Annotated in this window: 13 protein-coding genes; 7 read left to right on the plus strand and 6 right to left on the minus strand. The window is 35.6% G+C overall.

Annotated features, from left to right (window positions below):
- The first annotated feature begins 119 nt into the window (after nucleotides 1–119).
- From RMA95_RS11020 to RMA95_RS11040, 5 genes are all read left to right on the plus strand, one after another.
- Nucleotides 120–992, plus strand: coding sequence for a DUF4882 family protein (locus RMA95_RS11020; RefSeq protein WP_311070558.1), 873 nt, complete (start codon nucleotides 120–122; stop codon nucleotides 990–992).
- Between the two features lie 250 nt (nucleotides 993–1242).
- A complete protein-coding gene (locus RMA95_RS11025; RefSeq protein WP_311070560.1) occupies nucleotides 1243–1929 on the plus strand; it encodes a glutathione S-transferase family protein in 687 nt (228 codons plus the stop codon).
- A gap of 7 nt (nucleotides 1930–1936) precedes the next feature.
- The gene (locus RMA95_RS11030; protein ID WP_311070562.1) at nucleotides 1937–2698 is read left to right on the plus strand and encodes an SDR family NAD(P)-dependent oxidoreductase; all 762 of its coding nucleotides are present in this window, start codon (nucleotides 1937–1939) and stop codon (nucleotides 2696–2698) included.
- A gap of 9 nt (nucleotides 2699–2707) precedes the next feature.
- Nucleotides 2708–3391 carry an SDR family NAD(P)-dependent oxidoreductase gene (locus tag RMA95_RS11035; protein ID WP_311070564.1) on the plus strand — a complete coding sequence of 228 codons (684 nt, stop codon included), beginning with the start codon at nucleotides 2708–2710 and terminating at the stop codon, nucleotides 3389–3391.
- 78 nt (nucleotides 3392–3469) lie between these two features.
- Nucleotides 3470–4027 (plus strand): chorismate mutase, encoded by a 558-nt coding sequence (locus RMA95_RS11040; protein WP_311070566.1) that lies wholly within the window; start codon nucleotides 3470–3472, stop codon nucleotides 4025–4027.
- 28 nt (nucleotides 4028–4055) lie between these two features.
- Here RMA95_RS11040 and RMA95_RS11045 read toward each other — a convergent pair whose 3' ends face one another.
- The 3 genes from RMA95_RS11045 to RMA95_RS11055 form a co-directional block, all read right to left on the minus strand.
- The gene (locus RMA95_RS11045) at nucleotides 4056–4541 is read right to left on the minus strand and encodes an Lrp/AsnC family transcriptional regulator (protein ID WP_031944247.1); all 486 of its coding nucleotides are present in this window, start codon (nucleotides 4539–4541) and stop codon (nucleotides 4056–4058) included.
- Nucleotides 4542–4788: 247 nt separating this feature from the next.
- Complete coding sequence (locus RMA95_RS11050; protein WP_009392922.1) at nucleotides 4789–5406, minus strand: LysE family translocator; 618 nt, start codon at nucleotides 5404–5406, stop codon at nucleotides 4789–4791.
- A 73-nt stretch (nucleotides 5407–5479) separates the two neighbouring features.
- Complete coding sequence (locus tag RMA95_RS11055; RefSeq protein WP_311070571.1) at nucleotides 5480–6310, minus strand: sugar phosphate isomerase/epimerase family protein; 831 nt, start codon at nucleotides 6308–6310, stop codon at nucleotides 5480–5482.
- Between the two features lie 1144 nt (nucleotides 6311–7454).
- On the opposite strand from RMA95_RS11055, the gene RMA95_RS11060 reads away from it, so the two are divergent.
- Nucleotides 7455–7793, plus strand: coding sequence for a hypothetical protein (locus RMA95_RS11060; RefSeq protein ID WP_032011802.1), 339 nt, complete (start codon nucleotides 7455–7457; stop codon nucleotides 7791–7793).
- A gap of 165 nt (nucleotides 7794–7958) precedes the next feature.
- Here RMA95_RS11060 and RMA95_RS11065 read toward each other — a convergent pair whose 3' ends face one another.
- Nucleotides 7959–8438: a hypothetical protein gene (locus tag RMA95_RS11065; RefSeq protein ID WP_311070574.1), complete on the minus strand. Its 480-nt coding sequence runs from the start codon at nucleotides 8436–8438 to the stop codon at nucleotides 7959–7961.
- A gap of 80 nt (nucleotides 8439–8518) precedes the next feature.
- Nucleotides 8519–9046, minus strand: a complete 528-nt coding sequence (locus RMA95_RS11070; RefSeq protein ID WP_311070576.1) for a hypothetical protein — start codon at nucleotides 9044–9046, stop codon at nucleotides 8519–8521.
- Nucleotides 9047–9696: 650 nt separating this feature from the next.
- On the opposite strand from RMA95_RS11070, the gene RMA95_RS11075 reads away from it, so the two are divergent.
- Nucleotides 9697–10251, plus strand: a complete 555-nt coding sequence (locus RMA95_RS11075; RefSeq protein ID WP_311070577.1) for a TetR/AcrR family transcriptional regulator — start codon at nucleotides 9697–9699, stop codon at nucleotides 10249–10251.
- A 65-nt stretch (nucleotides 10252–10316) separates the two neighbouring features.
- Here the strand turns inward: RMA95_RS11075 and RMA95_RS11080 are convergent, their stop codons facing one another.
- Complete coding sequence (locus RMA95_RS11080) at nucleotides 10317–12551, minus strand: TonB-dependent receptor (protein WP_311070579.1); 2235 nt, start codon at nucleotides 12549–12551, stop codon at nucleotides 10317–10319.
- Between the last annotated feature and the right edge of the window lie 95 nt (nucleotides 12552–12646).

Consider the following 12646-nt stretch of genomic DNA (forward strand, 5'->3'; position numbering starts at 1 on the left):
GCTTTTTTAGAATTAATAAATATATTGTTGTCTTATTAAAAATGCCATTTATCAGATTTAATCAAATTATTTATGTATTTATATATACTAAACGTTCAAATATAAAAAAGGATAATGACGTGAAAAAGATAATTTTAGCAACAATAATAGGTATCTCGGGTATGAGTAACTCTTTTGCTGAGTGTACCTATAGCTTTGATGCGACCTTACAAGACATAAAAGCTTTTGAAGCAGCAAACGGAGCAAACACAGCTAATTATCGTTATGCAGAGCAAGTTGCTAATATAAATAATACGAATCAGTCTGGTTATGACGTTATAAATTATTATTCAAATAAAGATGTCGATAAGCTTTTAGCTTCAAAAAAATATATTCAGTTTAAAACTCAATATACCTCTAATACGCCAGATAATGTTGCCATAGTAGATAAACCTATTACTACTTCAGATATTTTTAGTCAGGAGTTCATTTTTGATGTGAATAATCTCAAGGTAAACCTTGGTAGCACTTCTCAGATGTATGAGTATGGTTTTGTTATTACTGGATCTTCAGAGTCTAAGGTGGAATTTACATTAAATTTAATGTTTGCAAAAGGTAATAACTATTCAGGTGTTTTAAATGGAGACTCAATTGTTTCTTTAGGTGTTACATATAAATCTGATGGAAATGGTCATTTAACACTCTTAAGTGCTAATAGAACCAGTAATCCTGTACAAGTACCAGCTGATGGAAAGGTTAGAGTCGGAATTTATGTAAATCAAAATACTAAACAGATTGGATATATTGTTAATGGTGTAAATTACGGCTACTTGAACCTTACGATGGAAAATAAATTAAAATATATCAGCTTCATGGGAGCAATTAACCAAGATCATTTCGCTAACTCGGCCTTAACTGGTAAAACAGTGGGTCTTCAATTAATTACAGATAAATCAAAAATGCAGTTTACTTACCCAACAGGGACTAAAGACATTTGTGGTGTTGCTTTATAAGAAAAGACTTAACCAAGCTATGTATCTTAGTTTTTTAGGGTACATAGCTTTGCGAAAAACTATAAATTAAAAGATAACATAAACATTCAGAGCTCTTTTTAATCATAATAAAAATCAAATAATTCTTAGTTTTAGAAACTTGACCGTCATTAAAAATGGTTTGACTTAAAAAGGTATTCTGTATATTTATTGGTTAGTTCTAAAAAAGAACTAGTAAGTAAAACAGGCAATTAAAAATAAAGGTGAACAAATGTCGGATATTATTTTGCACCAATGGGAAATTTCTCCATTTTGTCAGAAAGTTGCAAGAGCTTTGAAATTTAAGGGTATCTCATTTGATACAGTAAACTATAACGGCATTCTTGGTGCCAAAGTTCCTTTGCTAAGTAAAGTGGGCAAAGTACCTGTGATTGACCATAAAGGACAACGTATACAAGACAGTACTCGTATTGCTCGTTACTTAGATGAAGCCTATCCGGATACACCGCGACTTTATCCCGCAGGTCCAAATCAAAAAGCACTTGCCGAACTGTGGGAGGACTGGGCAGATGAGTCTCTTTATTTTTATGAAGTGTATTTAAGAGTAAATGATTCGGACGCTTTAGAGGAAGCCATCCGTATTAGTAGCATTGGTCGCCCAGCGTATGAAAAGCCGATGGTGAAAGCTTTTATTTTAGCCGAATTAAAAACACAGCTTTTCTTTCAGGGCTTGGGCCGAATGAAAGCCGAGGATGTTGAAGCAGAGTTTATTAAACACTTAGACCGTATTGAGCAGGTTTTATCACAAAGCGAATGGTTGGTTGGAGATCACCAGACGATTGCAGACATTGCCGTGGTTGCTCAACTTGGTGAAGTCGTTCGAACAAGTAAAAAGTTTAGTAAAGAAATTTTGAATCGTCCGTTTATTGCTTTATGGTATAAAAAACAAACAGGGTGAAACGACTATGTCATTAGTAACACCAGATAAAACACGAGATTGTGCAGTTGTTATTGGTGTCGGGGCTTCACAGGGGATTGGAGCAGCCGTTTGTCATCGTTTTGCAAAAGAAGGCTTAAAAGTTTACGTTGCTGGGCGAACTTTCCAGAAAATTGAAGCAGTCGCTGCCGAAATCCATGCAAAAGGCGGTGAGGCTACCGCATTTCGGTTGGATGCCGAAGATATACATCAAGTACAGGCCCTATTTGACACCGTTACTAGTCAAAACGAACGTATTACTGCTGTTATTCATAATGTTGGGGGAAATATTCCCTCAATTTTTTTACGCAGCCCGCTATCGTTTTTTAATGATATGTGGCAATCCACATTTTTATCGGCTTATTTGGTTTCTCAAAGCTGCCTAAAAATTTTTAAAGAACAAAATCACGGTACGCTTATTTTTACTGGAGCGAGTGCCTCTTTGCGCGGAAAACCTTTCTTTGCTGCTTTTACGATGGGCAAATCTGCGTTGCGAGCTTATGCATTAAATTTAGCTCAAATATATAAAACACAAGGCGTTCATATTGCTCATGTCATTATTGATGGAATGGTGAATGGTGACAGAATTAATAAAGCTTTATTTGGGCTAGGCCGTTTAGCACGTCTTACACGTGGAACGGGCGGACTTAATCTTGATGCAATAGCAGAAAACTATTGGATGCTTTACCTGCAAAGCCCTGAGCTCTGGACACATGAGTTAGATTTACGCCCATACCAAGAAAAATTTTGAGAGACGAATATGCTAAAAACAATATTTCAGAAGTTTCAAAAAAAGCAGGGCTGTGTGGTTGTGGCCGGTCATGATATAGAACTACTCGACCATGATTTTGTAATTTTAGATAAAAACTATCAAGCTCCATTACATGTTTATCAAGTCATACATGATTCTACTGTTCGGAACATACAAGTAAGTTCTATAAATGATGGCATGACGAGTGTCCGCTTAAACTTGGTAAAAACTAAGCATTTAAAAAGTCTGCTGAAATATATAACAGAGCATCGTCATACCATTGAGTTATGCGTGTTTCAGCCAAATTTTTCATCTGCACCAAATATTGAAGCTTTATCTTTAGAAGAAATTGAGCACAGTTGGCAGACCACAGGTTTAAGTGCCGTGAGCGTGTCGCAGTTAGTACTTAAACCCATGTTAAAGCAGCAGCGGGGTACAGTTATTTTTCTTGGAGCGCCATCTCATCATTCTGCTCACCACGATGTATTAAGCCAAAGTATGTTTGCGAGTATTCGAGCGTTATCGCAGTCGTTGGCAAGAGAGTTTCAGCCCAAAGGCATACATGTCACGTATTGCATGTTGGAAAAATGGGATGGACAAAACCCGCACTTTATTTCATCTGTTAAACAAGTGTGTCAGCACATCTATCACCAATCTGATTCTGCATGGAGCCAAGAGCTCAGCGTATCGTGAGATTTTACTTTCGAGTGTTCTTAAAATAGAGTACTGCTTTGGAATGACAGCACAACAATAATTTCGATAGGTACTCAAATGTTAAATATTAAGAATGCTCAACAAACGGTTAAGGTAGCGACTACAGTAGCAGCTTTGATGTGCTTTTCTTCACTGGCACAAGCATATCAATATGATCAAGCAGCACGTTTAGTTAATGAGCGCTTATCTTATATGAAAGATGTTGCAGGCTATAAAGCAGAGCAGCATTTACCGATTGAAGATTTAACTCAAGAAAAGAAAGTACTTGACCAATCACTTTCTGAGGCCGAATCTTTTGGTCTGAACAGTGAAACGGTAAAGCCGTTTATAGTGACGCAAATGAATGTAGCGAAAGCTATTCAGTACCGATATAGAGCAGATTGGTTGTCTAGCCCTGAAACTAATTGGAAGCCTCAAGACTTAAGCGAAGTGCGTTTAAAAATTAGTTCTTTAAACACCGAGCTTCTAAAAAATATTGCCTATGAACTTAAGAAAAATAATAACAAGGCGCCTCATGGCTGTAGCTATATGTGGCCAGTTCAGCACCCTCAACTTAAAGAAGCTGACAAGAAAGCTTTATGTGTAACATTGAATAAAATCAAATTAAAACAATGAAGCACCTAAAGCGGCTTATATAACTCAATTATTCAATCAACATTAAGTCGGCAGTATTGGCAGATTTAAGTGGTCGTAAGGCAAAGGTTGAACGCGTATGCCGAATACCTTTAATCGAATAGAGCTTTTTACGTAAAAAGCGTTCGTAATGTTCGGCATCTTTTACGGCCACTTTCACCAAGTAATCATAGTCACCGGTAACTAAATGCGCCTCGACTACTTCGGGAATGTCTGCCAAAGCTTCACTAAAGTTTTCTAGCATTTCGTCGTCGTGACGTTCTAGCGTAATTTCAATAAAGAACAACTCGTGAATGCCAATCGCTTTTGGGTTTACGTTTACCGTATAACCTTCAATAATTTTTAGGCTTTCTAAACGCTTGAGTCGAGTCCAGCAGGGTGAAGATGAAAGCCCAACTTCTTCAGCGAGCTGCGCAACCGTTAAGCGTCCATTTCCACGAAGGGCAGATAATATTTTCCGATCTATGCGATCTAGTGTGTATTCTGTGCTGTTCAAAATATAAACCAAAGAAGATTCTTCTGTTAATTTTTAATATACGTGATTTTTATGCTGAGATCATTTAAAAAAACTGAAAATACAGTAAACATTTTGAGCTCGACAGCCATACACTATTTCTATGCATCGAACTCTACTGGATAGGAGTTGTGATGAAGCAAAGAGTACTGTTTCAGTAAGGGTGACTAAACAGTGCTCTTTGCGGATCTAATAAAGAACTGATATTAAGACAAAAACGTAAGTTTACTTATTGAACAATTAATAAAACAGCGAGAATAAAAAATATACAACCACTGATTTTATTTAATCTGGCAAAGTTATTTCCAGATAGCATTTTTTCTTTAAAGATTGAAGAAAAATTAGCATAGACCAGATGGATTAAGAATCCGATCAGGCAAAAGGTTAAAGATAATACTAAAAATTGATTTATTATTTTTTCTTTTATATCAATAAATTGTGGGAAAAGAGCAATAAAGAAAACAATAGTTTTAGGGTTTAGAAGAGACGCGAATAAACCTTGATAAAATAATTTGGACTTTCTAACCGTTTTTTCACTTGTTTCGGTATCTAATAAGTCTTGAGAAGGGGATGTTTTTACAAAGTTCTTATAGCCTAGGTACATTAAATAGAATGCACCTATAAACTTTAAAACAGTAAAAATAGTGGGATTACTAGTAATAATTAAACCAACGCCACTAGCCGAAATGACTGCAATCACAAACATACCAATAATTAAGCCAATAATGCCAAATAATGCGGTACGGACACCGTAATTTATTGAATTTGTCACTGTAAATAAGACACCAGGCCCTGGGCTTGATAATGTAAGAAAGGCAATTGTTATGAAAACTAGTAAACCACTCACTTAATATATCCTTTTAAAAATGAATTATTTATATTTAAAAAGCCTTCTGGTGTTCCTCAGAAGGCTTTTAATTTTATGCGCTTGCCAATTCTTTAACTGAATCTAAAGTACTTTTATCTCTTACCTCAAAGGCAACAAGACCTTTCCAATTATTTCGATTAATAGTTTCGATAAAATCAGAATAATTTACAGTACCGCGGCCAATACTAAAGTGTTGATCTTGCTCACCATTGTTATTGCTAAAAGAAATACCCTTAATTTTTTGATGGTATTTTTCTACAACAGCAATAGGGTCACCTTCACCCACATTTGCATGGCCTGCATCTAAAAAGAAATAGACATTTTTATGATCAATTTTGTTGAAAACATAATCGTATTCTTCCATATGGGTAAAGACATAATGGAACGGACGATAGTGTTTATAGTTTGATAAATTCTCTAAATAAATATCAACTGATTTTTCAGCCGCATATTCAGCCAGTTCTTTAATAGACAGAATATAGTTATCGAGAGCTTTTTGTTTTGCGAGGACAATTTTTTTAGGTTCAACAATACCGCCGCCATGAATCACTAAAGGGGCGCCAATCTTTGCAGCAATATCAATCTCTTGTTTAACATATGCCACAGCAGCTTCACGTAAATAATCTACATCGCTACCTAATGGGGCTTTAAAGTTACCGTGGAAAATAGGTTGAACATTATATTTTTTTATTAAGTTATTTAGATTTTCAATTCGTTCAGAAGACCAATCTGGAACCATTTCTCCATGTAGACTTCCATCTACATACCAGTGAGTACAACCATCATTATATGCCTTAACAATCCCTTCTTCAGCTGGTAAATACTGCTGATGTGCAATTCCAGATGCAAAGTTAAGATAATTATTCATTAAAGGCGAAGTCATTGTTATGTTCCTGATTTATTAAAGATATTCTGGGTATAATTATTTATTCACTGTCTACCCAGCCGCCATCTTATTTTTATTCTGCTATAAAAACATCAGACTAAAGTCGAATTTTTATAAGGCATATAAATCTCTATATGGACAGAGCCGTATATTGCAAAAATGATCAAAATATTTGGTTTTTTCCCTTTTTATTATTCTTTAGTCATACTAAATTATATTAAAAATATTGTATATTTTAATATAATTTGTCATTAATTATCATATTTGGGATTTAAAATAATTCCTTATAAGTGGCATTAGATTACAAAAAATATTTGTATAATTAATGAGCTAATAGAATTTCAAGTTATCTGTTAGTTTAAATTGTATTCATAAAAACAAATATTATATGATCTACCAAAGTTGAATTATTAAACTGTAGTTTAAAATTTGGCCATAAATTAATATGAGTTTTTATTTTTTAGGGGTGAATATGAGAATTATTTTCTTATCTATATTAGTTTTATTACAGGTAATATTTTTAACTCAGGCCGAGGCACGGGGAGGTCGTGGCGGAGGAAGATCATTTAGTAGCCATAGTTACTCATCTAGTAGTCATCATTACTCTTCAAAAAGTAAATTATCCCACGGACGAAGTAGCTATGGGAGTTCTAGTAGCTCTTCTAGTAATAGTTCTTCCGAGTGTCCTTGTAGTGGATCAAATAATTGTGTTGGGCCTCGTGGAGGGACTTACTGTATTACACCAAGTGGTAATAAAAAGTATCGATAATCAGTAAAATTGTCGAAATGATAAAAAAGCTCTTGTTACTTAAAGAGCTTTTTTATATTCAAAGGTTTGTTTTTTAGTCTAGAACATTGAAATTTCAAAGTTGTTATCAATCCGCTTTATTGAAAATAATAAGAGCACATTCTTTACTAATGTTTAAAGATGGGCATAAAACAAATCCAATGTCAGCTATTTGATAAAGACCAATCTCATTTATTAAACTTAATTCCATAATTTTAATAAGGTGATGAAATATTCAAAAGATAAGAGGATTTATCTAACTTTCTTATTATTAATAGACACTTATAAACAATTATTATTTAATACACTCGCAACATTGCCACTTATACTTTTAATAATTTTATCGGGGAAATAATGCGTAATTTTTTAGTAACAGCTTTCACTTTATTGGTAGGTACATCAGTTTATGCTGCTCAAGAGCCTAAAACTTATATACAGCGAACGACTTGCGAGAGAACAGTACAACTACATGGTTTTTTAAGCCGTGCTCAACTTGATTGTAATTATCACTATACTTCACAAGAATTAGTTCATGAATCTGACAAATGTACCAAACATGAACTAGGTGAAAAGTATGGTAAAGAAGTTATGCGATTAGGTATGGACCAATTTGAAGCACGCAAACGTGAAGATATGAAAGGCCAATTATGTAGTACGGTTTTAAAAGAGTTTCCAAACTATATTAGAAAATAAAATGGAATCTTAAAAAGCCTTTGTAGGCAAGCCGATAAAATGGATTTTATGATTCATTTTATCGGTGTATCACAGTATATAACTATCGGTTAAATCAGAAAATAATTATTAAGAATCTACTCAATATAAAAAATAGCTAATTGGGGATCTATTAATGATCATATTTTAATTGTCGGAATTAGTCGAAGATGAAAGGTGTTCTTTTAACTCTAATTTAAAATTTTCCCATAATGTTTCAGGCTCTAATTGTGAGTAACCTAAAAATGCCACATCTAGTTGACTCTCATATGATCGAATTAACAAACCTAGTTCTGCATTTTCTAAATAATGAATCAGGTAATGAGTATTTTGAAAGAAAGAATCTATCTGATCTTTATAATTCCAAGTATTTAAGTGCTTAAAAATATAATTTTCCATAACTTTTATTGCTAAGCAATCTCGTGAACATGAACAAAATTCACTTTTTTCTGTGAGTCTGAAATATTGTAATATTTGCTCAGTGTTTGATAAAAAACAGATGTCTAAAGCTAGCTCATTTGTTGGATCATTTTCTAATGCATGCACGGCCCAGTTCAGAATCTCTTCAGGCGTGATTAATTTTAGATCTAGCTCCATTTTTAATTGAAATTTATAACTATTAGACATTTATTTAACCTAAATTTATTAGATGATATTTAGAGAAGGTAAGAGCAGCATCTTTCAATATGTGGTCATATTTAAAAAAACTAGATAAAACCTTCACTCCATTTTTTGTCTAATTCTTTTAAATCATTATATGCTTTTTCAAATTCGCTCAACGAAAAACTTAACTGCGGAGCAGAAGGTGAGGTTTCCCAGACTACGGATGTCACAACATCATGAATATGGTTAAATGCGTAACCAAAACGAGCCCATACGACTTGATCTGCTGAAACAACTTGTTCAACCATAATTACGCTGCATACTAGATCTAAATCATCAGAGCAAATTAATATTGGAACCACTGTTGAAACAGCTCCATTTTTATGAACTTCAGGTTTAAGAAGTTTCCATGCATTACTTAATGCCAACTCACTATCATAATCATATAACCAACCTTGAGCTGGAACTAAAGTTTCTGCACGATCAATAATTTGGGTATTCTGGTGCACCCATATATTTAATGGAATATTATCAATTGCGAGAATAGGGAATGGTTTAAAATTACCATTAGCATCTTTTATACATCCTTCAATCAGATGTTCACGTAAAAGAGTAGCTGAGATCGTATTCATATTTATAAGTTAATGTGCGTTAAGCAAATATAATATATTCTATTCAATAGATTAACGAATCTAATCTAATGAAAAACAAAAAATTATTTATCTATTTTCTAGCCAATATCACATTGACACCCCAAATCTCTCCGATTATCCTTTGCCTGCTGGCCTACATTGCCAGTCGATTTTGACAGATCGATTTAACACACAAGACATCAAAAAGTTCTCTTTTTGGTGGCGAACTCGTTCGTCCCCCTTCGTAGCGGTAGGGCGAGGGAGGGACGCCTTGTGCGTGCTGATTCTTGTGTGTCAGTCTGTCAACCTTCTCTCGTTCTACCACCATAATCATTTGACAGTGATCTGGTAGAACTTCTTTACACACAAGGAGTCCGCTATGCGTACTATTTCTTCTCATTTATTGGCCTTTGCCAAAGTCTCTCTGCCCATACCATTTCAACATCCTATAAATCGGTTTAATCGACTCTAGGTTTTCTACACCTTAAGAATCGTTACGACTCAAAAATCATAGCAACAATAAACCTGAGATAGGCGAGCACACCTTTATTGTGCTGCTTTTGTATGCCTGTTTTTAGCGCTCAATTTAAGAGTGACGGTATTTCTATCTCTTTTATATACAACAAAAAATTATTTTAAATGGTACAAATATGCCACCTTTAGTACTTTCTACACGTGCTTTAAAAGTTGTGAATAAAGCAATTCATTTATTTCATCACCACGGCTTTCACTTAGTGGGGGTTGATAGAATTATCAAAGAGTCTGAAATTACAAAAATGACTTTTTATCATCACTTCCAGTCCAAAGCACGGTTTATTGAAATCTGCCTGCTCGTACAAAAAGAGCGGCTTCAAGACAAAGTCACGGCAATGGTCGAGTACGACTACAACTCAAGCGTGACGGATAAACTCAAAACACTTTATGATTTACATACGGACTTAGAAGAGCTGTACTACTTGTTATTTAAAGCCATTTTTGAAACCAAAAATACTTATTCAAACGCTTATCAAGTCGCCATTAAATATAGAACTTGGCTCACCAATGAAATTTATAGTCAGCTTAGAACATTAAAAGCTGATACCTCATTTCATGATGCCAAACTACTTTTACATATAATAGAAGGGACTATTATTCAAAGGCTCAGTCATAACGATGTAGATGAGCGGGACAAACAATTCGAATATTTTATAATGATATTTTCATAGAAATACTCTAAAAATAAAAGCCCCGAGGTTGGGGCTTTTACTGTATTAGGGACTAACCAAAGTTCTTACCACTTATGGCTATAAGTCACTTTAAGCGTTATACCATTTGCAACTAAGTGGCTGGTGTTATCGTTCGTTCTTAATAATTGGCTATAAAGCGGGTAGTACTTGCGGTTAAACATGTTTTCTAGGCCAATAGTCATGGTGTCTTTCTTGTTAAGCGCAAAACTACTGATTAAATCTGCTGTGGTATAAGATTTTACATCGTAGCGACCAAAACTATTTATACCATTTAAACGGTAATCTTCTGAACCGAAGTAAGTGGCTTGTAGACGGTTCGTCCAAGTTTCAGTTGGGCTATAAGAAATATAACCTGTGAGTTTTAATGGTGGAATACGGAAGCCCGTCATGTCCTGTTCCGCACCGTTTTGAGGTTTTTCACGGCCTTTCATCCACGTAACGCTACCACCAGTTCCCCAAACATTTGCATCGTCAAGGTAGTCAAAAGTTGCTTCAACACCTGTGACTTTCTCTTTGGTTCGAGCCAGTACTAAACCATTGTTGAATGATTGCACAGCACCTAAGTCAGATGTTGAACGGAATACCGCTAAACTTGAAGAGAAGTTGTTAAAGTTACCTTTCCAGCCAAGCTCGTAGTTGTCTACTTTTACAGGCTCTAAGAATGATGATCCAAGGTTAAAACCTTCACCAGCATTACGAATAATCAAGCCGACATCAGGTAACTGGAAACCCTGGTTAAACGATGCATAGATCGAGTGCTGGTCGTTTGGTGAGAAAGTCACATTAGCATTGTACAACCATGCATCAGCTTTTACTTTTCCACCCGGAACCGTGTAAGGGTTGGTTTTGCCTAATTGTGATAATGGAACAAAGCTATCAATTTGGGCATAGCTGTCTTCATAGCGTGTGCCAGCTTCTGCTGACCATTGGTCATTAAAGCGATGTTTTAGCTGTACAAAACCACCAACACTTTGTGTGGTGAGTTCAGGTAAATAAATGAGTTTGCCGATTTTTACAAACTCTAAGCCGCCCGATTGATCATAAATTTTTTGATCAAAAATATCTAAAGGCATTTCGCTTTTTTCGCGGCTAAAGTCACCACCCCAAACTAAAGATGTATCACCTAAAAACTCAAGGGGAGTGGTCACCGTTAAGCGGCTACCGAGTACATTATTTTCTTGATAAATCTGGTCGACTTGTTTACCACGGTTGGCATTTCCACGGGCATCAAACGGTGAAAAACGGGTAAAGAAATCGCGGTAATAAATTTGAGCATCAACCTTATTACCAAAAAAGTCTTTATGGTTATAGGTCAAATTGTAGATCTGGTTTTCGTTTTTATTTTGGTCTTTGAGCTTTAAGCCTTTAATGGCTTTGGCTGGCACAGTTCCAGCAGGAGCTTTTTTAACACTTGGGTCAGATGCATAATCTGAGTCTTGCTCTGCATTATAGTAGTTTGCAGCAAACTGGAGGTATTGGTTGTCATCAATGTGATAACCCAGCTTACCGCCAATGCTATAGCCATTTGAGTCGTAAAGGTCGCCCTGACTTGGTTCCGGTGCAACACGGTCACCACTTGCATCGTAGGGGCTACCAATACGTTGATAACCAAAGTCGAGTGCATAATCAAAGGCGTTAAAACTGCCCGTAAAATACTGGTGAATGTCACCACTTAAAGCATTAGAACGGAAATTTGTGAGGGGTGTTTGTAGGCCAACGACCGTTTTAGCCGTAGGTTCACCGCCCGCAGCTTTCGTGGTAATTGAAATAATACCGCCCGCAGCACCGCCACCATAAATTGCGTTACTGCCACGAATCACTTCAATGTTAGCAATACTTTCAGGGTCAATGGCTGAAAGTCCTCTCGCTGTATCACGAGTGAGGTTCATTGGCACGCCATCCACCAAAATAAGCGCATTACGGCCACGTAAAGTTTGACCATAATCGGTAATGGTTCGGCTTGAGTCCGATAGGCCCGGTACGGCTTTGGCTAAAACAGTCGCAATGTTCCCAGACGATCCATTTTTCAAAATTTCAATTTGTTTTTCATCAAGCTTGGTGACTTGTTTGGCAGAGGTAGAGAGTTCATCTGCACGTGAAGCGGTAATGGTAATGGTAGGAAGGGCTTCAGGCTTTTTTTCTGTTTCTGTGGTATCAGAAGTTGAAGCTGCAAATGCTGAGTTTGAAAGAATAATGGCTCCACCAAGTGAAAGAAGTGGAATGATATTTTTAACTTCAGACTTTCTTGTAAAAAGTTTATTACTTTTCTTATTTGCCATTGTCTCGCCCTGAGAGTGATTTTAAATTGAGCGAATTATAAATGAGAATCATTGTAATTAACAATATTATTAATTGCATTAAAATAATATATTTG

Origin of the sequence: Acinetobacter sp. V110_1, assembly GCF_031798975.1 — a bacterium.
Lineage (GTDB): Bacteria > Pseudomonadota > Gammaproteobacteria > Pseudomonadales > Moraxellaceae > Acinetobacter > Acinetobacter nosocomialis_A.